Genomic DNA, 23,545 nt, shown 5'->3' with positions numbered 1-23,545 from the left:
GGCCGGTCCCGCACCCGAAACCGGACGGCCGGGCCCCTCACAGGAGGGACCCGGCCGTTGCCGGTGTCGGTGCGCGCAGGCGCCGGCCCGTCAGGCCTTGAGGTGGTTGCCTAGCCACGCCAGGGCGGCGGGGATCTCCCGGCGCCAGGTGTTGAAGTTGTGGCCGCCGCTGTCGAGGATGATCGACGAGACCCGGCTCGGCGACTTCGTCTGCTGGATGAACCGCAGCGTCTGCTGGTAATTCCCCTCGCCCTGCTTGCTGCTGGTGACCAGCAGGTTCACCGGGGGCGCGGGCAGATGCCGCTGCCGCCAGAGCAGATTGTTCTCGCGCTCCAGCTGCGGGTTGCCGCCGAAGAGGTCACCGGTGGTGGCGTCGCGCGGGGCCTTGTAGGCGCCGGAGAGGGCGACGGCGCTGGAGAATGCCTCGGGGTGGCGCATCGTCATCTTCAGCGCGCAGTAGCCGCCGGTGGAGTCACCGACGACACCCCAGCTCTTTGCCTCGCGGCCTATTCGGTAGTGCTCGGAGATATCCGTGCGCAGGTCCTTGGTGAAGAACGTCTCGGTCTGCGGGCCGTTCGGTATGTCCATGCACTCGGTGTCGCGGGGCGGTGCGACCGTCGGGCGCATCATGACCAGGACGGTCGGCCGCATCTTCTGCTGCTTGAGCAGTTCGTGCTGGGTCTGCGGGAAATGCAGCTTTTTGTAGAGCGCCTCTGCGGTGCCGGGGTAACCGGTGAGCACCAGGGCCGCCGGGAATTTCTGGTGGGCGTATTTCTTCTGGAAGTACTGCGGCGGCAGATAGACAAACGCGGGGCTGGCGATCTGCGAGTGTTCGCCGTGGACCAGCACCTTGTCGATCCGGCCGCCGGTCGCCGGCTGGGCACCGTTCTGGACGCTGACCCGCTGGGTGCCCAGCATCCGCAGCTTGGTGCCGTTCGGACCGGTCTGGTAATCGGTCACGACGCCCGGCTCCTGTTCCTGGCCGAAGAGGTCGGCCCAGGACGCGTAGAAACCGAAGGAATTGTTGGCGTACAGACCGATCGTGGCGAAGAGAGTGAGCTGCGTCGCCACCAGGAGCCCGATACGCCCGAGAACGGCGCGCCAGTTCTTCTGGGACAGGCGCGGCCAGAGCCAAATGGTGAGGACGAACAGTGCCACCGCTACGAGGACGGCGAGAAGCAGCACTTTCTTACTGGTCAGACCCATGTGGTGCTTTCTTCCGGGCGGCCCGGCCATCCGTACCGCTGGTGGAACCCCGAGCCCTGAAACGCCGTCATACAGGGCGCAAAAAGTCCAGATGCTGCGACAAGGCTCGCACGTTCTCTCGACCGGGGCGACGGGAAAGTGATGTCTGACAGGCTAGATGGCGAAAATTCGGAGACGGTTGCGTGGCGAACGCCACGCTGGCTCCGGGGCCCGCGGCCCGAAGCGGTGCCGGCGTGCGTCGGTACGGCCGGTGCGGTCGTCGGCCTGCTGAACCTGGCGGCAGGGGTGTTCCCGCGGTTCCGGCACAGCCGGATGCACGCCCTGGCGGAGGTGCTGCCGGGCGCGGTGAGCCCGCTGGCGGCCGCCGCCTCCATCGTCGTCGGCATCCTGCTGCTCCTTTTGGCCCACGGGCTCAAGCGGCGTAAGCGGCGGGCCTGGGGAGCGGCCGTGGCGCTGCTTCCGGTGGGGATCGCCGCCCAGCTGGTCTTCCGCCACTCCGTGTTCGGAGCGGTGCTCTCGCTGGCGCTCCTGGTGTTCCTGGTGTGGCACCGGCGGGAGTTCGCGGCGCTGCCCGACCCGCGCAGCCGCTGGAAGGCCGTGGCCAACTTCGTCGTCCTCGGCGGTGTCAGCGTCGGCATCGGCATGATCATCGTCAGCTCCCACCCCCACAAGACCGTCGGCTCGCCCTCCGTCTGGGAGCGTGTCCAGCACGTGCTGTGGGGCCTGTGCGGCTTCGAGGGCCCGATCGGCTACACCCATCACGTCGACTACACCGTCGGCTACTCGCTCGGCGCGCTCGGCCTGCTGACCGTCGCCACCACCGCGTATCTCGCCTTCCGCCCCGAGCACCCGGCGGCCCGGCTGACCGACGAGGACGAGCAGCAACTGCGTGCGCTGCTCGACCGGCACGGCGCCCGGGACTCGCTCGGCTACTTCGCGCTGCGCCGTGACAAGGGCGTGGTCTTCTCCCCGACCGGCAAGGCCGCGGTCTGCTACCGGGTGATCTCCGGTGTGATGCTCGCCAGCGGCGACCCGATCGGCGATGTGGAGGCCTGGCCGGGCGCCATCGAGCGCTTCATGGCGGAGGCGAAGGCGCACTCCTGGACCCCGGCGGTCACCGGCTGCAGCGAGACCGGCGGCCAGGTGTGGACCCGGGAGACCGGTATGGACGCGCTGGAGCTCGGCGACGAGGCGATCGTGGACGTCGCCGACTTCACCCTCACCGGCCGCGCGATGCGCAACGTACGGCAGATGGTCAAGCGCATCGAGCGCAACGGTTACGAGACGCGGGTGCGGCGGGTGCGCGACCTGGCGCCCGATGAGCTGGCGCAGCTCCAGATGGCCGCGGACGCCTGGCGGGACACCGACACCGAGCGCGGTTTCTCCATGGCGCTGGGCCGGATCGACGCGGTGGCCGACGGCGACGCGGTGATCGCCACCGCGCATCTGCCGGCCGCCGAGGGCGAGGAGCCCGGCCCGTACGGGGACCTGAAGGCGATGCAGCACTTCGTGCCGTGGGGCGACAGCGGGATCTCCCTGGAGCTGATGCGGCGCGACCGCAGCGCCGACCCCGGGATGAACGAGCTGCTGATCGTCGCCGCGCTGCAGGCCGCCCCGGACCTCAAGATCAAGCAGGTGTCGCTGAACTTCGCGGTCTTCCGCTCCTCTCTGGAGCGTGGCGAGAAGCTCGGCGCGGGGCCGGTCATCCGGGTCTGGCGCGGGATGCTGATCTTCCTGTCCCGCTGGTACCAGATCGAGTCGCTGTACAAGTTCAACGACAAGTTCCGGCCGCGCTGGGAGCCCCGTTTCGTGGTCTTCCGCAACAGCCGTGACATCCCCCGGATCGGCCTGGCGGCGCTGCAGGCCGAGGGCTATCTGGAGCTGGGCCTGCCGCGCGTCCTGCGGCGCAGGAAGGCCGTTGAGCCCCGGCCGTGCGCGCATGTGCCGCGCGCGGCCGCCTCGCCGGGCGCGGTCGAGCGGGCCGCCTGACGGGGGTGCGGACGACCGGGCGGGCTGCCTGACGGGGCCCGGACGACCGGGCGGGCGGGCCGTCCCGTACGGCGTGCGGCGGGCCGGCGCCCCTGACGTCCCCGCATGCGGTGGCCGCAATCCGGCCGGTCGGCACACGGCCTACGCTGGTGCCATGAGTACCTTGCGTGGCCGGGTGGCCGGACTGCCGGACTGGGAACGCTGCGCGGTGATGGGCGTCGTCAATGTGACGCCCGATTCGTTCTCCGACGGCGGCGACTGGTTCGATACCGAACTCGCCGTCAAACACGGTCTCGACCTGGTGGCGCAGGGCGCCGACATGGTGGACGTGGGCGGCGAGTCGACCCGGCCGGGCGCGGCGCGGGTGGACCGGGACGAGGAGCTGCGCCGGGTCGTGCCGGTCGTCCGGGAGCTGGCCGCGGCCGGTGTCACGGTCTCCGTGGACACCATGCGGGCAGCGGTCGCCGAGCAGGCCGTGGAGGCCGGGGCGCGGTTGGTCAACGACGTCAGCGGGGGCGCCGCCGACCCGGCGATGGTGCCGGTGGTGGCCGCGCACCACGTGCCGTTCGTCGTGATGCACTGGCGTGGCCAGTCCATCGACATGAACAACCGTGCCGTCTATGGGGACGTGGTCGCCGAGGTCGTCGACGAGCTCGGGCAGAGCATGGAGCGCGCGGTGTCCGGCGGGATCGACCCGGACCGGATCGTCATCGACCCCGGCCTGGGCTTCGCCAAGGAAGCCGGGCACGATCTCGCGCTGGTCGCCCAGCTGGCGCGGCTGCGGGCGCTGGGCCGGCCGCTGCTGGTGGCCGCATCGAGGAAACGGTTCCTGGGCAGGGTGCTGGCGGGCGGCGAGGGAGCCGCCCCACCGCCGGCCCGGGAGCGGGATGCCGCGACGGCGGCGGTGTCGGCGATCGTGGCGCGAGAGGGGGCCTGGGCGGTGCGGGTGCACGAGGTCAGGGCGAGCGCGGATGCGGTACGGGTGGCCCGTGCCGTGGAGAGCGCGGCAGCGGCCGTTACGGCCGGTGGCAGCGAGGCGAGCGGGACGACGGCGACGACGGGAACGGTGTGAGCGGCTTGGGCCCACAGACGGACATCGAGCTGGTCGAGCAGGCGAACACCACCCTGTACGAGACCATCGAGCGCGGTGATCATGAGGCGCTGTCCGAGCTGTGGCTGGACGGTCAGGTGAGTGTGGTCCACCCGGGGTGGCCGGTGTTGCGGGGGCGCGGCGAGGTGCTGCGCTCGTACGCCCTGATCATGGCGAACACCGAGTACATCCAGTTCTTCCTCACGGACGTGGAGATCGACGTCATCGGTGACACCGCACTGGTGACCTGCACCGAGAACATCCTCAGCGGCGGGCCGGCCGAGGACGACGGCTCCGTGGGGCCGCTGATCGGCCAGCTGGTCGTGGCGACCAATGTCTTCCGGCGTACGGAGGACGGCTGGCGGGTGTGGTCGCACCACGGCTCGCCGGTGCTGGCGGACCGCGAGGACGAGGACGAGGACGACGAGAACGGGGGAGCCGGCGAGGGCGGCGAGGAGGCCCTCTGAGTGCTTTCCGGGAGGCTGCCGCCGGACGGGGGCGGATCCGGGCGCGGGCGGGGTGTGAGCCTTGCCATGGCCGCCCGCCCTTGCGCCCGGGGCACGGGGCTGCGCCACTGTCAGTGGTCGGTGTCAGCCATCTGGGTGAGGGCGCACCCGTTCGAGCCAAGTGCGGCACGGGTAGGGGTGGGGCGTGGGCAGGGGGGTAAGAGGGCCGCGCGGACGATCTCCCGGCCCGCTCGCTGCTGTCCCGTGGGGCAGCGCCTAGCAGCAGGACGGGATCTTGTCCATAGCCCCCGTGGGCGAGGACTGCCGGTACTCGAAGGTAGATTCGACGCGGGGCAGTGTTGCCGGATCGCTCCGGCGGCTGCCCGGAATCCGATGAACAGTGGCGCCAGAGGTGCCGTGGACCAGTGGGAGTGATTCGCGTGGATCGTGTCGCGCTGCGTGGGCTGAAGGCCCGAGGCCACCACGGGGTGTTCCCCCGGGAGCGCGAGGAAGGCCAGACCTTCATCGTCGACCTGGCGCTCGGTCTGGACACCCGCGAGGCCGCGGCCAGCGACGATCTCGCGAAGACCGTGCACTACGGCGTCGTGGCCGAGGAGGTGGTGGCCGTCGTGGAGGGCGAGCCCGTCGACCTCATCGAGACCCTGGCTGAGCGCATCGCCGACCAGTGCCTCAAGCACGAGGGCGTGCAGGAGGTGGAGGTGGTGGTGCACAAGCCGGACGCGCCGATCACCGTCCCCTTCGACGACGTGACCATCACCATCACTCGGAGCCGAGTATGAAGCCCACCCGCCACCCGACCACCACCCCGCACGGAGCCGTCGCGCACCGCCCCGGCCTGGGTGACCCGACCGTGCAGCCGGTGCCCGCCTCCGTAGTGGAGCAGGTGGACGCCGCCGATGTGACGCTCTCCAACCCCAAACGCGCCGTGATCTCCCTCGGCAGCAATCTCGGCAACCGCCTGGAGATCCTGCAGGGCGCCGTCGACGCGCTGGAGGACACCCCCGGCCTGCGGGTCAAGGCGGTCTCCCCGGTCTACGAGACCGTGCCGTGGGGCGTGGACCCCGGCTCCCAGCCGACGTACTTCAACGCCGTGGTGCTGATCAAGACGACGCTGCCGCCGGACTCCCTCCTGGAGCGCGGGCAGGCGATCGAGGAGGCGTTCGAGCGGGTCCGCGACGAGCGCTGGGGCCCGCGCACGATCGACGTCGACATCCTGGCGTATCAGGACGTGGTCTCCGACGAACCGCGGCTGACGCTGCCGCACCCGCGCGCCCACGAGCGGGCGTTCGTGCTGGTGCCGTGGCACGACATCGACCCGGAGGCCGTGGTCCCCGGTCACGGCGCGGTGGCCGAACTCCTGTCCGCGGTCGGCCGCGACGGAGTGGAACCGCGGGCGGACCTGGAACTGCGGCTGCCGGAGTAGTCGTTAAGGTTGCGGGCCGGCTCCCTGCGGGATGCATCCGTACGGAACGGACATGGTGGCCATGACGACAGGGACGGTTGTGACGGCAGGGAAGGGCATGACGGCGCGAGGGGCGATCGCTCGGTGAAGCAGCTACACATCAAGGTGCTGGTCGGGCTGTTCCTGGCGGCCGGGGTGCTGGCCTGGGGCGGCGCCCGGCTGTGGGACTCGTTCGGCACCCTGCCCAGCGTTCCGGTGGCCGCCCCGATCGTGCTGGCACTGATCGCCGCGGTGCTCGCCGCCACCGCGTTCTCGTTCCGGTCGCGGCTGCGCGCACAGCGCGAGCGCCGGCCGGGCGCCAAGGGCGTCGAACCGCTGGTGGCCGCCCGTGCGGTGGTCTTCGGGCAGGCCAGCGCGCTGGTGGCATCGCTGGTCGCGGGGCTGTACGGCGGTGTCGGCAGCTTTCTGCTGACGTCCGGGCTCGAGGTCACACCGCGCCGGGACCAGGCGATCTACGCCGCGCTGTCGGTGGTCGCCGGTGCGGCGGTGGTCGCCGCGGCGATCTTCCTGGAGCGGGTGTGCAAGCTGCCGGACGAGGACGGCAACGGCGGGGTGGACGCGGCGGTGTGACGCCGGTCCCGCCCCGCCGGCGAACCGGCGGTTAACGGCGTCGCGGGGCGCCCGGCAGCGTCGCCGTACACCGCATGCGGGTGCAGACCCCGGCCTCTCGCGAGCTGTGCGCACCGGCCGAGTCCAAGAGAATGGTCAAGAAGTAACCAGCGGGAAACGGATCGGTGTGCAGGGCCCCATAGATCCCGCACGCACGGTAAGTTTCTGGCCATGCCACGAGGACGCCACCGCCATTCACCACCCCTCCACCGGCTGCTTCCTCCCTCAGCGGTCGCCGGTGCGTCAATTGCCTGCGCCGCGGGCGCGTGGTTTGTCGGCGACGACCTGGTGCAACGGGTGCTCGCCGCGGGCGCGGCGGCCGCCGCACTCACCGGCGCCGTCCTTCTGCGGAACTGGGACCGCAACGCCGGCCGACGAGTTGCCGAACTCACCCGCGCCCGGGTACGCGACGAGTGGCGCACCGAGGAGCGGATAGCCGAACTCGAAACGGACGTCGAGGAATCCCGCGAGATCCGGAACGGCCTGGAGACCAAACTGCGCGCCAAGCGCGCCGAATTGGCCCGGCTGCGCAGCGAACACGCCGAGCTGCTCCGTCGATACGCCACCGCCGAGACGGAGCGGGCCACCGCTCTGGAGGGCCGACGGCTGCTCGCCATCGAGGCCGCCGCCCCGGCCAAGGCACTGCCGGCCGTCGCCGGCCTTTCCCGGGCCCTTCACTCCGCCAAGCGCCCGGCGCCGCGCGGGCAGGAGCAAGCACCAGGCACGGGGGAGGCCACCGTCCCGGCCCGGCGCGAGCCCGCCACGGCCGCGGACCGCCCGGCCGCCGCCACCTTCGCGCAGGCCGACCAGGCGCTGCGCCGGCTGGCGCGCAACGCCGCCCGGCAGCGCGCCGCCCAGAAGTCCGGGCGGTCGCCGAAGGGCGGTGCCGGAGCCGACGGGGGCACCCGTTCCGGACCGCCCGCCGGCCGCGAGGACCAGGGCGGCCAGGACGGTGAGAAGGGCCGGGGGAAGAACCCGGCGGCAGCCGCACAGCGCACGGGCGAGACCGACCACGCCCGTACGGCCACCGCCGCCGGACCCGCGCTCCGCCCGGTACCGGCCACCGCCGCTGCCCTCACCCCGGCCCGCCCCACCGCCTCCCGTGCGATGGGCGGCTTCGACTTCTTCGGCAATGCGACCGCCGCCGGCCCCCGGCAGCTGACCGCGCCGCTGGAGGAGGATCTGGCGGACGTCGTCGGAGACGAGGCCCTCGCCGAACAGTCGGCCCGTACGCAGCCGTCCGCGGAGCGCACCGGGGCCGAGGAGGCGCAGACCGAGGGAGAAACCACCACCGGCAGCGGCGAGGTCATCGACCTGACCGCGCACGACGAGACCGAACAGCTCGACCTGGGCGCACTGCGCACCGCCATCTCCTGACCCGGTCGGACAGCCGCCTGGCCCCGGAGCGTTCGTCAGCTCCGGGGCCGGACTGTTTCCCGGGCCGGCGGCCTTCCGTGCTCGGTGGGCCCTCGTTGTCCACAGGGTGTGGATGGCTCGTCGTGCGGACGGGAGCGCCTGGAGTGCCGGGAGCGCCGGGAGCAGACCGAAATCCGGCAGGCGTTCACGGCCGCGGCCCGTCGGTCCGTCCGCCAGGAGGCCCGTCGGGCGCCCTGCCCGCCTCCTTGTCGGCGCCCTGCCCGCCTACTTGTCGATGTCGCCGACGACGAAGAACAGCGAGCCGAGGATGGCGACCATGTCGGCGACCAGCGTGCCCGGCAGCAGCTCCACCAGCGCCTGGATGTTGTTGAACGACGCCGAGCGCAGCTTGAGGCGGTAGGGGGTCTTGTCGCCCTTGGAGACGAGGTAGTAGCCGTTGATGCCGAGAGGGTTCTCGGTCCAGGCGTACGTCGCGCCCTCGGGGGCCTTCAGGACCTTGGGGAGCCGCTGGTTGACCGGCCCCGGCGGCAGCTCCGCGATCCGGTCCAGGCAGGCGTCGGCCAGATCGAGCGCATTGTGGCTCTGCGCCAGCAGGCACTCGAAGCGGGCCAGGCAGTCGCCCTCCTCCCGGGTGACGACCTGCAGCGTGGACTGCAGCTCCCCGTACGCCAGATACGGCTCGTCGCGCCGCAGATCGAAGTCGACACCGGAGGCGCGGGCGATCGGCCCGGAGACCCCGTACGCATGCACCGTCTCCGGCGCGAGCACACCGACCCCGCGGGTACGGCCACGGAAGATCTCGTTGCCCAGGACCAGGTTGTCGAAGACATCCATCCGGGAACGCACATCGGCCACCGCCTGCCGCGCCCGGCCGAGCCAGCCGGCCGGCAGGTCCTCCTTGAGGCCGCCGACGCGGTTGAACATGTAGTGCATCCGGCCGCCGGAGATCTCCTCCATGACGGTCTGGAGTTCCTCCCGCTCCCGGAAGGCGTGGAAGACGGGGGTGATGCCACCGAGCTCCAGGGGGTACGAGCCGAGGAACATCAGATGGTTCAGCACGCGGTTCAGCTCCGCGAGCAGGGTCCGCAGCCAGACGGCGCGCTCGGGCACCTCCATGCCCAGCATCCGCTCGACGGCCATGACCACGCCCAGCTCGTTGGAGAACGCCGACAGCCAGTCGTGCCGGTTGGCGAGCATGATGATCTGGCGGTAGTCGCGCGCCTCGAAGAGCTTCTCGGCGCCGCGGTGCATATAGCCGATCACCGGCTCGGCGTGCTGAATACGCTCGCCGTCCAGGACGAGGCGCAGCCGCAGCACGCCATGCGTCGAGGGGTGCTGCGGGCCGATGTTCAGCACCATGTCGGTGCTCTCCGCCGCGCCGCCGATGCCGACCGTCGTCTCCGTCATGGGAACAGTCTTGCAGCACGCCCACCCGGCAGCCGCCCTGGCCCTCAGGCGGCGCCCCCGGCACCGAGCAGCCCCGCGCACGCCCCGCCCACCGGCTCCAGCAGCCAGCCGAAGCCGCCGAGGCCCGCCGGATCGGTCAGCTCCGCCGCCGACCCGGCCGCGCTGAGCGCCCGTACGTACCCGGCCGGATCGGTGGCGGCCAGGGTGAGCGGCGGGCGTCGGCCGTCCACGCCCAGGGCGTGCAGCGCCTCGCGCTGGGGCAGCCGCTCGGCCGACGGTCCGGCACAGGCGTCCAGTGCCACATGCGCCGTGATGTCGCAGCTGCCGTCCGGGACGGGACGCACCTCGCGGCCGTCACGGAAGCCGGTGAGCGTGCCGAACAGCGGACGGCCGCCCCGTTCGTGCGCATAGTCGGCGGCGACGGCCAGACCGGCGCGCAGCGTACGGACGGCCCGTGCCCAGGCCTCGTCCCGGGGGCGGCCGATTTCGGCGCGCACACCGGGGGAGGCGCCTCCGGTGGCGCCGGGGGCCAGGGGCGGTGTCCACCAGCGGCGGAGCCACTCCGCGTCCGCGCCGTCCACCGGCCCGCCCAGCCGCTCCGTGCCGTCGGCGCGGACGAGCACCCGGCGCGGCACCCCGTCGTCATCCGTCTCGACGACCTCGACCGGCACATTGTCGAGCCATTCGTTCGCGAACAGCAGGCCGGTGACCGAACCCGGCGCGGGCAGCTCGCCCCGCCAGTCGATCCGCGGATCGAGCCCCTGGGGGCGCGCGGCCCGCTCGACCGCGTACGGGCGCACCCGCGCGGAGAGCTTCGCGGGCAGCGCGGCCAGCACGCCGGTGAGCAGTTCGCCGCGCCCCGCGCCCACATCGACCAGCGCCAGCTCGTCCGGGTGGCCCAGCGCGGCGTCGACGCGGCCCAGGAGGGTGGCGACGGCGCCCGCGTAGAGCGGCGAGACATGGACGGAGGTGCGGAAGTGGCCGGCCGGGCCGGGGCCGCCGGGCCGGGTGTAGAAGCCGCTGTCCGGGCCGTACAGCGCCCGCTCCGTGGCCTCGCGCCACCCGCACCACTCGTTCGTCACCTGCCCCACGGTACGGGCGGGCGCCGGCCCGTACCGACGGCACGACGTGCCGCCCGTCCAGCGGTCCGACACATTTGGTGCAGGAAGTCTCCACCTTGGGGAGTAGGCCCGGCGCACAGGATCGCTCGCTCGGTTGACTCGTACACGTATCCACGGTGCCTACGCTGGGTTACGTGCAGCGCCTCTACGACTTTCTCCGCAGGCACCCGACAGGGGTGGACACTTTCTGGGCCGTCCCCCTTTTCGGGATTACCAGTCTGTGGGTCGCGAGCCGTACCGAAGGGCCCCAGCAGGCCATCGCCATGATCTTCACCCTCGGCCTGAGCCTCGTCGTCGCGCTGCGCCGCAAGGCCCCCGTGAAGATGCTGTTGCTGACGGCCGTCATCGGCGTCGGCCAACTGGTCTTCGCCATCGAGACCAACCCCGGCGACGCCGCGATGTTCGCGATCACCTACACCGTCGCATCCGGGCCCACCGTCCCCCGCTGGGCCTCCCGCTGTGCGCTCGTCGGCGCCGTCTTCGGCCCCGCCCTCTCCTTCTGGCGCTTCCAGGACGAAGTCGACGGCAGGGGGACGGGGGAAAGCCTGGTCATCACCGTGCTGCTCACTGTGCCCTTCGTGCTGGCCTGGGTGCTCGGCGACTCCATGCGCACCCGCCGCGCCTACTGGGCGCAGCTGGAAGAGCGGGCTGCCCGGCTGGAGAAGGAGCGCGAGGCGCAGTCCCGGATCGCGGTCGCGGCCGAGCGCGCCCGGATCGCCCGCGAACTGCACGATGTCGTCGCCCACAACGTCTCGGTGATGGTCGTCCAGGCCGACGGCGCCGCCTATGTCCTCGACGCCGCGCCCGAGCAGACCCGGCAGGCCCTGGAGACGATCTCCGGCACGGGGCGCCAGGCGCTGGCCGAAATGCGCCGCCTGCTGGGCGTGCTCCGCACCGGCGAACAGCCAGAGGGCGGCGAATACGTCCCCCAGCCGGGCGTCGAACAGCTCACCGACCTCATGGACCAGGTACGCAGCGCGGGACTGCAGGTCGACTTCCAGGTGGAGGGCGAACCCCGCGAGCTGCCCAGCAGCGTCGCACTGACCGTCTACCGCATCGTCCAGGAAGCGCTCACCAACACCCGCAAACACGGCGGCCCCGATGTAAGGGCGACCGTCCGGCTCTCCTACCGGGACGACGATCTCGATCTGCTCGTCGAGGACGACGGACGAGGCGCGCAGCGCGAGCTCTACGACGAGGGCGGCGCGGACGGCCTCGGCCACGGCCTCATCGGGATGCGCGAGCGGGTCGGCATGGTCGGCGGCACCCTGACCGCGGGGCCGCGGCCGGGCGGCGGCTTCCGCGTCAGCGCCGTACTCCCGCGCAAACCGGCCCCGTGAGGGCGCGAACCGGCCCGGACGGGTCGGCGTCCTACCGGTGAGGACCACCGACGCACCCGACGCACCCGACCCACCCGCACTCCACCACGTACGCTCAGCCCCCACTCCTGCTCGAAGGGACCCCCTGCCATGGCCATCCGCGTGATGCTCGTCGACGACCAGGTGCTGCTGCGCACCGGTTTCCGGATGGTGCTGGCCGCCCAGCCCGACATGGAGGTCGTCGCGGAGGCGGGCAACGGGGTGGAGGCCCTGGAGGTGCTGCGCAGCACCCAGGTCGATGTGATCCTCATGGACGTACGGATGCCGCATCTGGACGGTGTCGAGGCCACCCGGCGGATCTGCGAGGGCGGGCAGAAGGAGGGCGCCCCGAAGGTGCTCATCCTGACCACCTTCGACCTGGACGAGTACGCCTTCTCCGCGCTCAAGGCCGGGGCCAGCGGCTTCATGCTCAAGGATGTGCCGCCGAGTGAACTGCTCGGCGCGATCCGGGCGGTGGAGAGCGGCGACGCGGTCGTCGCACCGTCCACCACCCGCCGGCTCCTCGACCGTTTCACGCCGATGCTGCCCGCCACCTCCAGCGAACCGTCCCGGCCCGAGCTGGACCGGCTGACGGACCGCGAGCGGGAGGTGCTGCTGCTGGTCGCCCAGGGCCTGTCGAACGGTGAGATCGCGGCGCGGCTGGTGCTCTCCGAGGCCACGGTCAAGACCCATGTGGGCCGCATCCTGACCAAGCTGAGCCTCCGGGACCGGGTCCAGGCGGTGGTGCTGGCGTATGAGACGGGGCTGGTGCGGGCGGGGGGAGCGGGGGCCTGAGGGCCACCGATCTGGGCTTCACCGGTCGAGAGCCGCTGCGCCGCGGTCAGCCGCGGCGACGCACTCGCGGCGAAGGGCACGGCGGCGGTTCCTTCGGAACCACTGCGCGGTGCGCGACGGAAGCGCCGCCGGGCCGGTGCCGCCGGGGCGGTGCCCCGGGCCCCCGACGCCCCGGGGCCGCGCGCTCAACGCAGCACGCCCTCAAGGAAGTCGCTGCCCAGCCGGGCCACCACCTGGAGGTCCAGCTGGTGCAGCACATAGCGCCCCCGGCGCCGCGTCTGGATCAGCCCGGCCTTCTTCAGCGTGGCGATATGCCGCGACACCTCCGGGGAGGTGATGCCGAACGCGTTCGCCAGCTCCCCCGTCGTATGCGGCCCCCGGGACAGCGTCCGGCACAGCTGCATCCGCATCGGATGACCCAGCGCCTCCAGCCGCTGCTGGACGAGTTCCAGCGCGGCCGGCGCCGGCAACTCGGGGCCGGCGACCGGGTACTGCAGCACAGGGCGCCAGCCCGGAGCATGGCTGAACAGCAGATGCGGCCAGCCGAACGACGTCGGCAGGAAGGTGACGCCCGGGTCCGCCGCGTTCGCGAACGCCGTCCCACGCCCCCGGGCCAGCTTGTCGAGCACGATGCGGGTACCGCCGCCGTCCGGCACATCCTCCAGGGACAACGCTTTCGACGTCGCGCTCAGCGTCTCGGCCAGGCCCTTGCGGCGCAGCAACTCGGTCTTGTGCCGGGCATCGGCCGCCAGTTGGATGCCCACCCGTCGCCAGATGTCCCCGAAGAACGCCTCCTCGCAGTCCTCGAACAGGCGGCGCAGCCACACCCGCAGGCCGTCGGGGTCGGTGAGCATCCGGTCGGTGAAGGCCGCCTGCCGCGGGCCGCGCGCGGCGGCCATCTCCCGTACCCGCGCCCGCTCGTCCGCGTCGACCAGCGGCGACGGGGTGGGTCGGGTGTAGCGCGCCGAGCAGGTGATCTCGAACGCGGCGGCCACGAACTGCCCGTCGTCGATCTTGTCCAGCTCGTCCAGTTCCTCGGACAGCGTCGCCCCGGGGCGGGCCGGCAGCAGGATGTCGGAACGGGAGGACCGCCACAGGAAATCCGCCTCGCACAACCGGTCGGCGAGGTCGGCCTTCAGCGCCGCGTTGGTGGCGGTGACCCAGCCGTGCAGCCCGGGGTGGTGCCCCGGCTCGGACAGCGCATGCAGCGCGGCGCCCAGCTCCGCCAAGGGGGACGGGGAGAAGACGACGCGCTCCGGCGGCAGCCCGGTGATGTCGATGACGTTGGACATGCGCCCATCATGCGCGAGGCCCCCACCTGCACGGACGTCATTTGACGGCTCCCGTCAATCGACGCGCCACGAGCGACCGGACCACCGCACAGTGAGGGACATGAACGCCGGTCAGCAGCACCTCCTCGACACCTACCGCGCCGCCCAGCGGGGCGAAGCCGCACCACCCGCCCCGGGCACCCACACCGCCCGCACCACCCGCGAGATCCAGCAGTGGTACCGCTTCCGAGCCATCGTCACGGCCCCCGCCGACCGCCTGCCCGCCCGCATCCGCCGCGCCGTACGTTCAGCTGTACGTTCAGCGGCGGCGGCTTTGCTCCGCGGGGGGTCGGCGAGGGCGGTGCCTGGGGGGCGGCGGGGGTGACGCCTGGGGGGGGGCGGCGGGGTCGGTGTCCGCGGGGGCGACGGTGCCGACGTCCAGGGCGTCTTGATTCCCCCCCGCCCGCCTCATCTCCCCACGCGCCTCATCTCCCCACGCGCCTCATGCCCCCACGCGCCTCATGCCCCCATGCGCCTCATCCCCCCATGTGCCTCATCCCCCCCATGTGCCTCACGAAGTCCACGAACACCCCGGTTGCCGAGCGGATGTCGCCGTCCGTCCAGTCCAGGGCGGACGTACCAACCGTGATCTCGGTCAGCGCCACCCCGGGCGGGCCGGACGGGGCAGGCTCGTACCAGTCGCCGAACAGCGCGGTCCCGGTTTCCTCCGCCTGGCGCACGACTGCCTCGTTCAGCAGCTCGGGTGGGTGCGGCAGCCACACCTGGAACTGGTGGGTGTGCGGCACCCCGGGATGCACCCGGAACCACGGCACACCGGCCTCGGCCAGGCGCTCGCCCAGCGCATGGGCCACGACCTTCGCATGGGCCACGTACTCCGGCAGCCGTGGCAGCTCACGGTCCAACCCGGCCAGGGCGGCCAGCGCGGCCGGCCACTGCTGGAACAACTGGCCGCCGTACCGGTGCCGCCAGGCCCGCGCCTCCTCGACGAAGTCCTCGGTGCCCGCGAGCGCGGCGCCCGATATACCGCCCAGCGACTTGTAGTAGGAGACATACACGCTGTCCGCGAGGGCCGCGATCTCCGGGAGCGGGCGGCCGAAGTGCGGGCCGCACTCCCACAGGCGCGCGCCGTCGATGTGCACCACCGCCTCACGGTCCCGCGCCGCCTCCACCGTCGCGGTCAGCTCGTCCCATGTCGGCAGCACGAATCCGGCGTCCCGCAGCGGGAGTTCGAGGGCGAGGGCCCCGAACGGCTCCGGCAGGGCGTATATCTCCGCGGCGGTCGGTGGCCGCGGGGCGTTCGTCGGATGCACCATGCGCAGCCCGCTGACCACCGCACAGGCATCGCGCTCATGTATCTCCAGATGCGACAGCGGATGGCCGGCGACCGTCGCGTTGCCCGTACGCCCCGCCCAGCAGCGCAGCGCCACCTGCTGGGCCATCGTGCCGGTCGGGAAGAAGGCGGCGGCCTCGGTGCCCAGGGCGCCCGCGGTCCGGCGCTCCAGCTCGCCGATGATGCCGTCGTCGTTGCCGTAGACGTCCGTCCAGCCGTCCAGGTCGTAGGCGGCCGGGGCGTCGGCCACCAGGCGGTCCAGCCGCTCGCGGACCGTCTCCCGCCGCACGCCGTCCGACAGCACACGCCGTGCGCCGCGGAACGCCGCGCGCATCCGCTCCCGCTCGACGCGAGCGACCCCGGCCCCGGCCGGAGCGCCGCCCGGAGCACCGCCCCCGGCACCCTGCGAGGCACCACCCGAACCGTCCCTCCCCGCCCCGCTCGCCGGACGCCCGGAGCCCTCCCGCGCCACCCCGCTCGAAACGCCGCCCGACGAGCTCCCCGAAACGCCGCCCGACGAGTCCCCCGAAACGCCGCCCGACGAGCTCCCCGAAGCGCCGTCCGACACGTTCCCCGAAGCGCCGTCCCAAGCACCGCCCCACGCGTCCCCCGAGGCACCGCCCGAAGCTCCCCGTGAGCCCCCGTCCGTGCCGCGTCCGCCTGCTTCCTTCATCCGCCTCACACCCCCCGTCGTGCCCTGCCCCGGCCCGCGCCTTCGCGTGCCGTCGCATCGATCCTCGCCCAGCCCCGCGCGGCCCCGCGACCCGTGTGGATAACTCTCGGGAGAGACCCCGGTCTCACCTTCCGCACAGCTCTGAAAGCCACCGGAAACACTCGCGTAGCATGGCGAGGAATCGTCCGGTACCCCCCGCGGACTGGAACGGAAGGCCATTGCCGCGTGAATGCAATCCCACCCCTCGAGGCCCAGGACCGCCCCGCCCGGCTGACCGTCGGGGTCGTCGGCGCGGGCCGTGTCGGGCCCGCTCTCGCCGCTGCGCTGCAGCTCGCAGGGCATCGCCCGGTTGCCGTGTCGGGCGTGTCGGACACCTCCGTACGCCGCGCCGCCGAGCTGCTGCCCGACGTTCCGCTGGTCGCCCCGGCCGAGGTCCTCGCCCGCGCCGACCTGGTCCTGCTGACCGTCCCCGACGATGCCCTGGCCGGCCTGGTCAGCGGCCTCGCCGAGACCGGCGCCGTACGGCCCGGTCAGCTGCTGGTGCACACCTCGGGGCGGTACGGAACGGCGGTCCTGGACCCGGCCACCCGCGCCGGCGCCCTGCCGCTCGCCCTGCACCCGGCCATGACGTTCACCGGCACCTCCGTGGACGTCCAGCGGCTGGCCGGCTGCTCGTTCGGTGTGACCTCGCCCGACGAGCTGCGGATGGCCGCCGAGGCACTGGTCATCGAGATGGGCGGGGAGCCCGAGTGGATCGCCGAATCCGCCCGCCCGCTCTACCACGCGGCGCTTGCCATCGGCGCGAATCACCTGGTCACGCTCGTCGCCCAGTCGATGGAGCTGCTGCACGACGCGGGGGTGCAGGCCCCGGACCGAATGCTGGGACCGCTGCTCGGCGCCGCCCTCGACAATGCGCTCCGGTCCGGTGACGCGGCGCTGACCGGCCCGGTCGCACGGGGCGACGCCGGCACCGTCGCCGCCCATATCGCCGAGCTGCGCCGGCACGCGCCGCAGAGCGTCTCCGGGTACCTCGCCATGGCCCGTACGACCGCGGACCGGGCGCTGGCCCACGGTCTGCTGAAGCCGGAACTGGCCGAGGACCTGCTCGATGTGCTCGCCGACTCCGACGACGGCCCCGGCACCGCCCCCGGCACCCCGGACGCCTCCGGCCCGGACCCCGACGCTCCCGGCCACGGCCCCGAGGGAGGCGACCGATGACCTCCTCGCCCCTGAGCCCGCCCCCCGGACCGGGTCCCTACCCGGACGCCATGAACCAGGAGCCGGACCAGCCCATGGACGAGAGCCGCCCCGCCCAGCCCGTCCACCCCGCCCGGCCCGTCCACCCCTCCCGCCCCGTGCACCTCCTCCACACCGCCGCCGCCCTCCGCGATCTGCCCCGCGGCACCGGAGCCCGCGCCGTCGTCATGACCATGGGCGCGCTGCACGAGGGCCATGCCACCTTGATCCGCGCCGCCCGCCGCCGGGTCGGTCCGCAGGGCCAGGTCGTCGTCACGGTCTTCGTCAATCCGCTGCAGTTCGGGGCGGGCGAGGACCTGGACCGCTATCCGCGCACCCTGGACGCGGACACGGAGCTGGCGGCCGCCGCGGGCGCGGATGTCGTCTTCGCCCCGTCCGCCGACGAGGTCTACCCGGGCGGAGAACCGCAGATCCGGATCGCCGCGGGCCCCATGGGCACCCTCCTGGAGGGCGCCAGCCGCCCCGGGCACTTCGACGGGGTGCTGACCGTCGTCGCCAAGCTGCTGCATCTGACCGCGCCGGACCTCGCCTTCTTCGGGCAGAAGGACGCCCAGCAGCTCGCGGTCATCACACGGATGGCCGCCGACCTCAACTTCCCCGCCGAGATCGTCGGGGTCCCCACGGTGCGCGAGGACGACGGCCTCGCCCTCTCCAGCCGCAACCGCTACCTCTCCGCCCCGGAGCGGCGCACCGCGCTCGCGCTGTCGGCGGCGCTGTTCGCGGCCCGCGACCGGCTCGCCGCCGAGGAGGCGCTGCGCGCCCGCGCCGCCTCCACGGGCCACCCGGCGCAGGACCGTGCCGCGGCGCTGGCCGCCCTCGGCGAGGACCGGGCCGCCGCCGACGCCCATGCCGTCGCCTACGCCGCCGCGGGGCCCCCGCACGGCCCGTCTACGGCGCGGGCCGCGGCCCGCGCCGTACTGGACGACGCCGCCCGCCTCGACCCGCCGCTCACCCTCGACTACCTGGCGCTGGTCGACCCGTCCGACTTCACCGAGATCCCGGACGCCTACGAGGGCGAGGCCCTCCTCGCGGTCGCCGCCAGGGTCGGCACCACCCGGCTGATCGACAACATCCGTCTCGTCTTCGGAGCCGGCGGACGATCCGGCCCGACGGCCGCCCCCCAGGACGGCACCCTCACGGACGCCGCCACTCCGGACGCCGTCACTCCGGGCGCTGCCACTCCAGACGCTGCCACTTCGGACGGCCCCGCTTCCGGCTCACCCGCCGCACCTCCCACCACCCCCCAAGGCCCCCTCGGAGCGACCCGATGACCGCCACCGGAACAGGTACCGGACCCGGCCCCGCAGCAGGCACCGGCATATGCCTGACTGCCCCCGCCCCCGGCTGGTCCATCGAAGCGGATGTCGTCGTGGTGGGCTCCGGGGTGGCCGGGCTGACCGCCGCGCTGCGCTGCGCCGCGGCCGGCCGCCGGACCGTCGTCGTCACCAAGGCCCGTCTGGACGACGGCTCCACGCGCTGGGCACAGGGCGGGATCGCGGCGGCGCTCGGCGACGGCGACACCCCGGAGCAGCATCTGGCCGACACCCTCGTGGCGGGCGCCGGTCTGTGCGACGAGGCCGCCGTACGGGCCCTGGTCACCGAAGGCCCGGACGCCGTCCACCGGCTGATCGGCACCGGAGCCCGCTTCGACACCGCACCGGGCAGCGACGAGATAGCGCTCACCCGCGAGGGCGGCCACCACCGCCGCCGTATCGCGCACGCCGGCGGCGACGCCACCGGGGCCGAGATCTCCCGTGCGCTCGTCGAGGCGGTCCGCGCCGCCGGGCTGCGCACCATCGAGAACGCGCTGGTCCTCGACCTGCTCACGGACGCCGACGGCCATACGGCCGGTGTCACCCTGCACGTCATGGGGGAGGGCCAGCACGACGGCGTCGGGGCCGTCCACGCCCCGGCGGTGGTGCTCGCCACCGGGGGTATGGGGCAGGTCTTCTCCGCGACCACCAACCCGGCGGTCTCCACCGGCGACGGGGTGGCCCTGGCACTGCGCGCCGGTGCGGAAATCTCCGATCTGGAATTCGTCCAATTCCACCCCACCGTCCTGTATTTGGGGCCGGAAGCGGAAGGCCAGCAGCCGCTGATCTCCGAGGCAGTACGGGGCGAGGGCGCCCACCTCGTTGACGCCGACGGCACCCGCTTCATGGTCGGCCGGCACGAACTCGCCGAGTTGGCACCGCGTGACATCGTCGCCAAGGAGATCATGCGCCGGGCGCACGAACAGGGCGTCGAGCACATGTATTTGGACGGCCGGCACTTCGGCCCCCAGATGTGGGCGACCCGTTTCCCGACCATCCTCGCCGCCTGCCGCAGCCATGGCATCGACCCGGTCACCGAGCCGATACCGGTCGCCCCGGCCGCGCACTACGCCTCCGGCGGCGTACGCACCGATCTGCGCGGGCGCACCACGGTCCCCGGCCTCTACGCCTGCGGCGAGGTGGCCTGCACCGGCGTCCACGGTGCCAACCGGCTCGCCTCCAACTCCCTTCTGGAGGGCCTGGTTTTCGCCGAGCGGATCGCCTCGGACATCGCCGGGACCCACGCCGCGGAAGCCGCGGCGGGCGGCGCCTCCGGCACGCCGTCGCACGGCTGGGCGGAGCACACCGAGCACACCGCGCCCCCCGCCCCGTCCGCGCCCCGCACCGCCCTTCCGCTGCTCGCCCCGGAAACCCGTACGGCCGTGCAGCGGACCATGACCGCCGGCGCCGGGGTGCTGCGCAGCGCGGAGAGCCTCGCCCGGGCGGCCGCCGAACTGGACCGCCTCCACCGGGAGGCGACCACGGCGGCCGGCCCGACGGGCCGTCACGCACCGGCCGGTGCGACCGCCACCGGGAGCGCCGCCGCCCCCGCCGACCGCAAGGCCCCCGAGCCCGGCGTGGAAGCCTGGGAGGCCACCAACCTCCTGTGCGTCGCCCGGGTGCTGGTCGCCGCGGCGCAGCGCCGGGCGGAGACCCGCGGCTGCCATTGGCGCGAGGACCACCCGGACCGGGACGATGCCTCCTGGCGCCGCCATTTCCGCATCACCCTGGAAGCGGACCGCGCGCTGACCATCCATACGACGGCGACCGCCGAATTCCCGCCGACCGTCACCCCGTAGCCACCGATCCCACCGCCTGCCGAGACAGACCGCACCGCACACCCACCTTCCCGAATACGGAGCCCACCCCGTGAGCAGCACCCCCGACGACCTCCCCCTCCTCCAGATCGGCGGGCCCACCGGCGGCGCCACCGGCGGCGCCCCCGCCGGAGGCTGCGGCGACGCCTGCGGCTGTGGCGGCGACGAGAGCGCGTACGAGATCGACCCGCTGACCTGCGGCCTCGACCCCGACCTGGCCGCGCTCCTGGTGGCCGCCGGCCTCGACCCCGTCCAGGTCGAGGACATCGCGCATCTCGCCGTCGACGAGGACCTCGACCAGGGCGTGGATGTCACGACCGTGGCGACCGTCCCCGAAGACGCGGTCGCCACCGGCGACTTCACGGCCCGCGAGGCCGGTACGGTCGCCGGGCTGCGGATCGCCGAGGCGGTGCTGTCCATCGTCTGCACCGACGAGTTCGCGGTCGAGCGGCACGTCGACGACGGCGACCGGGTCGCGGCCGGCACCCCGCTGCTGAGCGTCACCACCCGCACGCGTGATCTGCTCACCGCCGAGCGCAGCGCGCTGAACCTGCTGTGCCGGCTGTCCGGCATCGCGACCGCGACCCGGGCCTGGGCGGATGTGCTCGACGGCACCAAGGCCAAGGTCCGCGACACCCGCAAGACGACGCCGGGCCTGCGCGCCCTGGAGAAGTTCGCGGTGCGCTGCGGCGGCGGCGTCAACCACCGGATGTCGCTGTGCGACGCGGCGCTGATCAAGGACAACCACGTGGTCGCGGCGGGCGGCGTCGCCGCGGCGTTCACGGCCGTACGGAACGAGTTCCCCGGGGTGCCGATCGAGGTGGAGGTCGACCGGATCGACCAGATCCCGCCGATCCTCGCCGAGGGCGCCGACCTGATCCTGCTGGACAACTTCACCCCCGAGCAGACCCGGGAGGCGGTGGCCCTGGTCGGCGGCCGCGCGATGCTGGAGTCGTCGGGCCGGCTGACCCTCGACAACGCCCGCGCCTACGCCGAGACCGGCGTCGACTACCTCGCGGTGGGCTCGCTCACCCACTCCTCCCCGATCCTCGACATCGGTCTCGACCTGCACGAGGACGACGGGCAGGGTGACCGGGGCGCGGCCGACGATGTGCGTGAGGACCGCTGACCGCCATGCTGCTGACCATTGACGTAGGAAACACCCACACGGTTCTCGGCCTCTTCGACGGCGAGGAGATCGTCGAGCACTGGCGGATCTCCACCGACGCCCGGCGCACCGCCGACGAGCTCGCCGTCCTCCTCCAGGGCCTGATGGGGATGCATCCGCTGCTCGGCGACGACCTGGGCGACGGCATCGAGGGCATCTCCATCTGCTCCACGGTGCCCTCCGTCCTGCACGAGCTGCGTGAGGTCACCCGCCGCTACTACGGCGATGTGCCGGCCGTCCTGGTGGAGCCGGGCGTCAAGACGGGCGTGCCGATCCTCATGGACAACCCCAAGGAGGTCGGCGCCGACCGGATCATCAACGCGCTGGCGGCCGTCGAGCTCTACGGCGGCCCCGCGGTGGTCGTCGACTTCGGCACGGCCACCACCTTCGACGCGGTCAGCGCGCGCGGTGAGTACGTCGGCGGCGTGATCGCACCGGGCATCGAGATCTCGGTGGACGCGCTGGGCGTCAAGGGCGCCCAGCTCCGCAAGATCGAACTGGCCCGGCCGCGCAGCGTCATCGGCAAGAACACCGTGGAGGCCATGCAGTCCGGCATCCTCTACGGGTTCGCGGGCCAGGTCGACGGGGTGGTGCAGCGCATGGCGCGGGAGCTGGCCGACGACCCGGACGACGTGACCGTGATCGCCACCGGCGGGCTGGCGCCGATGGTGCTCGGTGAGTCGTCGGAAATCGACGAGCACGAGCCGTGGCTCACCCTCATCGGTCTGCGGCTGGTCTACGAGCGGAATATCGCCCGCTCGTAACGGAACTCCGCCCGGTCCGCAGAAGCCTTTCCCGGCGCCGGACGATCGGTGGTGCGGCTCGCTGCCGCGCCACCGTTCACGAATTAAGCGGCTTTTGTCGGAAATGGTCGTAAAGTCGCCACATGCCAATGCCAAACGGAACCCGCGGCGGCATGGCGTTCAGCGCCGATGAGTTGCGTGTGCTCCGTCGCGCCCTCGCCCATGCCCTGCAGACGACGTCCCACCCCGCCCCGCTCGGCGCCCTCGGTACCGAGCGGTCCCAGGACATCCAGGAATACCTCCGGCTGGCCGAGGCGGTCGACGAGGCGGTCCGCGAAGGCGGCCGGCTGCGCGCCTTCCTCCTCGCCGACCTCGCCCGCTACCGCGCGGCCCTGCCCGGCTCGGCCACCGGCTATCTCGCGCAGCTGAAGGAGGCGCTGGCAGCGGGCCATGTCCCCGGCCCCGACGATCTCGCCGCACTGCGCTCGCTCCCGCGGTCCGGCACAGCGGCCGGGCGCGAGCGCCGCAGCGCCCTGCTGCGCCACTGCGAGCAGCTCGCCGAACAATCCGTACGAACCCGGCTGCGCGCGCTGCCAGGCGGCCGCTCAGCCACCCGCAGCGGGCGGGAGTCCGAGCCCGAGCGGGAGCCGAAGCCGGAGCGCAAGCCGGAGCCCGCGCCGGCGCCGCGACCCAAGGGCCCCCAGCGGGACCGGCCGATCCCCACACCGGGCGAAGTGTTCCCGCCCCGCCGCAAGCCCGCCCCGCCCCCCGAGAGCCGCACCGCCTGAGCGCTGCGTACTCTGGAATCTCACGCCCCAAAGGAGGCATACGCCATGGATTACGTCGCAGCGCTGCTCCCGCCCGTAGTGATGGCCGTGGCCTTCACCGCCCTGATCATGACGATCATCAAGAGCCAGGGCGGGGCGAACAAGGCCAAGGAGGACGCCGCTGTGGACGCCGCTCTGGCGCGCGCCGAATCCGCCGGTCAGGAGCCCACGGCGCACGGCGCCTGAGCCGCCCGCCGCCATTTCGGCGGCCCGCACGCACCGTACGACCCGGGATGGACCGTCC

General features: G+C 73.0%; 22 protein-coding genes. 17 read left to right on the top strand and 5 right to left on the bottom strand.

The window, feature by feature from the left end:
• Positions 1–90: 90 nt before the first annotated feature.
• Positions 91–1,206, bottom strand: a complete 1,116-nt coding sequence (locus tag AB0C46_RS37650) for an alpha/beta hydrolase-fold protein (protein ID WP_362833619.1) — start codon at positions 1,204–1,206, stop codon at positions 91–93.
• 141 nt (positions 1,207–1,347) lie between these two features.
• Between AB0C46_RS37650 and AB0C46_RS37645 the strand changes: the two genes are divergently transcribed.
• From AB0C46_RS37645 to AB0C46_RS37615, 7 genes are all read left to right on the top strand, one after another.
• Positions 1,348–3,195, top strand: coding sequence for a phosphatidylglycerol lysyltransferase domain-containing protein (locus AB0C46_RS37645; RefSeq protein WP_362833618.1), 1,848 nt, complete (start codon positions 1,348–1,350; stop codon positions 3,193–3,195).
• A gap of 154 nt (positions 3,196–3,349) precedes the next feature.
• Positions 3,350–4,267, top strand: a complete 918-nt coding sequence (gene folP / locus AB0C46_RS37640) for a dihydropteroate synthase (RefSeq protein WP_362833617.1) — start codon at positions 3,350–3,352, stop codon at positions 4,265–4,267.
• A gap of 5 nt (positions 4,268–4,272) precedes the next feature.
• On the top strand, positions 4,273–4,752 hold the full coding sequence (locus AB0C46_RS37635; protein ID WP_362833616.1) for a nuclear transport factor 2 family protein: 480 nt from the start codon (positions 4,273–4,275) through the stop codon (positions 4,750–4,752).
• A 419-nt stretch (positions 4,753–5,171) separates the two neighbouring features.
• Positions 5,172–5,531 carry a dihydroneopterin aldolase gene (gene folB / locus AB0C46_RS37630; protein WP_362833615.1) on the top strand — a complete coding sequence of 120 codons (360 nt, stop codon included), beginning with the start codon at positions 5,172–5,174 and terminating at the stop codon, positions 5,529–5,531.
• Entirely contained in the window at positions 5,417–6,175 is a 759-nt protein-coding gene (gene folK, locus AB0C46_RS37625) for a 2-amino-4-hydroxy-6-hydroxymethyldihydropteridine diphosphokinase (protein WP_362833614.1), read from the top strand. The genes folB and folK overlap by 115 nt, the downstream gene beginning before the upstream one ends.
• 123 nt (positions 6,176–6,298) lie before the next feature.
• Positions 6,299–6,784 (top strand): DUF3180 domain-containing protein, encoded by a 486-nt coding sequence (locus tag AB0C46_RS37620; RefSeq protein WP_362833613.1) that lies wholly within the window; start codon positions 6,299–6,301, stop codon positions 6,782–6,784.
• 210 nt (positions 6,785–6,994) lie between these two features.
• Positions 6,995–8,200, top strand: a complete 1,206-nt coding sequence (locus AB0C46_RS37615) for a hypothetical protein (protein ID WP_362833612.1) — start codon at positions 6,995–6,997, stop codon at positions 8,198–8,200.
• Positions 8,201–8,464: 264 nt separating this feature from the next.
• Here AB0C46_RS37615 and AB0C46_RS37610 read toward each other — a convergent pair whose 3' ends face one another.
• The gene (locus AB0C46_RS37610) at positions 8,465–9,607 is read right to left on the bottom strand and encodes an NADH-quinone oxidoreductase subunit D (protein WP_362833611.1); all 1,143 of its coding nucleotides are present in this window, start codon (positions 9,605–9,607) and stop codon (positions 8,465–8,467) included.
• 44 nt (positions 9,608–9,651) lie between these two features.
• A complete protein-coding gene (locus tag AB0C46_RS37605) occupies positions 9,652–10,689 on the bottom strand; it encodes an SAM-dependent methyltransferase (protein WP_362833610.1) in 1,038 nt (345 codons plus the stop codon).
• Between the two features lie 173 nt (positions 10,690–10,862).
• On the opposite strand from AB0C46_RS37605, the gene AB0C46_RS37600 reads away from it, so the two are divergent.
• On the top strand, positions 10,863–12,068 hold the full coding sequence (locus AB0C46_RS37600; protein WP_362833609.1) for a sensor histidine kinase: 1,206 nt from the start codon (positions 10,863–10,865) through the stop codon (positions 12,066–12,068).
• Positions 12,069–12,197: 129 nt separating this feature from the next.
• Positions 12,198–12,881: a response regulator transcription factor gene (locus AB0C46_RS37595; RefSeq protein ID WP_362833608.1), complete on the top strand. Its 684-nt coding sequence runs from the start codon at positions 12,198–12,200 to the stop codon at positions 12,879–12,881.
• A gap of 185 nt (positions 12,882–13,066) precedes the next feature.
• Here AB0C46_RS37595 and AB0C46_RS37590 read toward each other — a convergent pair whose 3' ends face one another.
• Positions 13,067–14,173 (bottom strand): DUF5937 family protein, encoded by a 1,107-nt coding sequence (locus AB0C46_RS37590; RefSeq protein WP_362833607.1) that lies wholly within the window; start codon positions 14,171–14,173, stop codon positions 13,067–13,069.
• A 100-nt stretch (positions 14,174–14,273) separates the two neighbouring features.
• Between AB0C46_RS37590 and AB0C46_RS37585 the strand changes: the two genes are divergently transcribed.
• Positions 14,274–14,537, top strand: coding sequence for a hypothetical protein (locus tag AB0C46_RS37585; RefSeq protein WP_362833606.1), 264 nt, complete (start codon positions 14,274–14,276; stop codon positions 14,535–14,537).
• 151 nt (positions 14,538–14,688) lie between these two features.
• On the opposite strand, the gene AB0C46_RS37580 is transcribed toward AB0C46_RS37585, so the two are convergent.
• Positions 14,689–15,837, bottom strand: coding sequence for a beta-eliminating lyase-related protein (locus tag AB0C46_RS37580; protein ID WP_362833605.1), 1,149 nt, complete (start codon positions 15,835–15,837; stop codon positions 14,689–14,691).
• Between the two features lie 564 nt (positions 15,838–16,401).
• Between AB0C46_RS37580 and AB0C46_RS37575 the strand changes: the two genes are divergently transcribed.
• The 7 genes from AB0C46_RS37575 (at position 16,402) to AB0C46_RS37545 (ending at position 23,487) form a co-directional block, all read left to right on the top strand.
• Positions 16,402–17,394, top strand: coding sequence for a DUF2520 domain-containing protein (locus AB0C46_RS37575; RefSeq protein ID WP_362833604.1), 993 nt, complete (start codon positions 16,402–16,404; stop codon positions 17,392–17,394).
• Between the two features lie 137 nt (positions 17,395–17,531).
• On the top strand, positions 17,532–18,704 hold the full coding sequence (gene panC, locus AB0C46_RS37570) for a pantoate--beta-alanine ligase (RefSeq protein WP_362833624.1): 1,173 nt from the start codon (positions 17,532–17,534) through the stop codon (positions 18,702–18,704).
• The gene (locus AB0C46_RS37565) at positions 18,701–20,545 is read left to right on the top strand and encodes an L-aspartate oxidase (protein WP_362833603.1); all 1,845 of its coding nucleotides are present in this window, start codon (positions 18,701–18,703) and stop codon (positions 20,543–20,545) included. Before panC ends, AB0C46_RS37565 begins: the two co-directional genes overlap by 4 nt.
• A 70-nt stretch (positions 20,546–20,615) precedes the next feature.
• Positions 20,616–21,692, top strand: a complete 1,077-nt coding sequence (nadC, locus tag AB0C46_RS37560) for a carboxylating nicotinate-nucleotide diphosphorylase (RefSeq protein ID WP_362833602.1) — start codon at positions 20,616–20,618, stop codon at positions 21,690–21,692.
• A 5-nt stretch (positions 21,693–21,697) separates the two neighbouring features.
• On the top strand, positions 21,698–22,495 hold the full coding sequence (locus AB0C46_RS37555; RefSeq protein ID WP_042150267.1) for a type III pantothenate kinase: 798 nt from the start codon (positions 21,698–21,700) through the stop codon (positions 22,493–22,495).
• 122 nt (positions 22,496–22,617) lie between these two features.
• On the top strand, positions 22,618–23,262 hold the full coding sequence (locus tag AB0C46_RS37550; RefSeq protein WP_362833601.1) for a hypothetical protein: 645 nt from the start codon (positions 22,618–22,620) through the stop codon (positions 23,260–23,262).
• A 45-nt stretch (positions 23,263–23,307) separates the two neighbouring features.
• Complete coding sequence (locus AB0C46_RS37545; protein WP_362833600.1) at positions 23,308–23,487, top strand: hypothetical protein; 180 nt, start codon at positions 23,308–23,310, stop codon at positions 23,485–23,487.
• Positions 23,488–23,545: the final 58 nt, after the last annotated feature.

The sequence above is a fragment of the Streptomyces sp. NPDC048637 genome, assembly GCF_040650675.1.
In the GTDB taxonomy this organism is placed as follows: domain Bacteria; phylum Actinomycetota; class Actinomycetes; order Streptomycetales; family Streptomycetaceae; genus Streptomyces.
This window is presented reverse-complemented; position numbering and strand designations above follow the sequence as displayed.

Excerpts from the sequence above, each read along its gene's own strand:
- AB0C46_RS37645 (WP_362833618.1), top strand. The coding sequence starts at position 1,348 with ATGTCTGACAGGCTAGATGGCGAAAATTCGGAGACGGTTGCGTGGCGA.
- AB0C46_RS37555 (WP_042150267.1), top strand. The coding sequence starts at position 21,698 with ATGCTGCTGACCATTGACGTAGGAAACACCCACACGGTTCTCGGCCTC.
- AB0C46_RS37615 (WP_362833612.1), top strand. The coding sequence starts at position 6,995 with ATGCCACGAGGACGCCACCGCCATTCACCACCCCTCCACCGGCTGCTT.
- AB0C46_RS37595 (WP_362833608.1), top strand. The coding sequence starts at position 12,198 with ATGGCCATCCGCGTGATGCTCGTCGACGACCAGGTGCTGCTGCGCACC.
- AB0C46_RS37565 (WP_362833603.1), top strand. The coding sequence starts at position 18,701 with ATGACCGCCACCGGAACAGGTACCGGACCCGGCCCCGCAGCAGGCACC.
- AB0C46_RS37545 (WP_362833600.1), top strand. The coding sequence starts at position 23,308 with ATGGATTACGTCGCAGCGCTGCTCCCGCCCGTAGTGATGGCCGTGGCC.
- AB0C46_RS37580 (WP_362833605.1), bottom strand. The coding sequence starts at position 15,837 with ATGCGCGCGGCGTTCCGCGGCGCACGGCGTGTGCTGTCGGACGGCGTG.
- AB0C46_RS37590 (WP_362833607.1), bottom strand. The coding sequence starts at position 14,173 with ATGTCCAACGTCATCGACATCACCGGGCTGCCGCCGGAGCGCGTCGTC.
- AB0C46_RS37550 (WP_362833601.1), top strand. The coding sequence starts at position 22,618 with ATGCCAATGCCAAACGGAACCCGCGGCGGCATGGCGTTCAGCGCCGAT.
- folP (WP_362833617.1), top strand. The coding sequence starts at position 3,350 with ATGAGTACCTTGCGTGGCCGGGTGGCCGGACTGCCGGACTGGGAACGC.
- AB0C46_RS37585 (WP_362833606.1), top strand. The coding sequence starts at position 14,274 with ATGAACGCCGGTCAGCAGCACCTCCTCGACACCTACCGCGCCGCCCAG.
- AB0C46_RS37650 (WP_362833619.1), bottom strand. The coding sequence starts at position 1,206 with ATGGGTCTGACCAGTAAGAAAGTGCTGCTTCTCGCCGTCCTCGTAGCG.
- AB0C46_RS37610 (WP_362833611.1), bottom strand. The coding sequence starts at position 9,607 with ATGACGGAGACGACGGTCGGCATCGGCGGCGCGGCGGAGAGCACCGAC.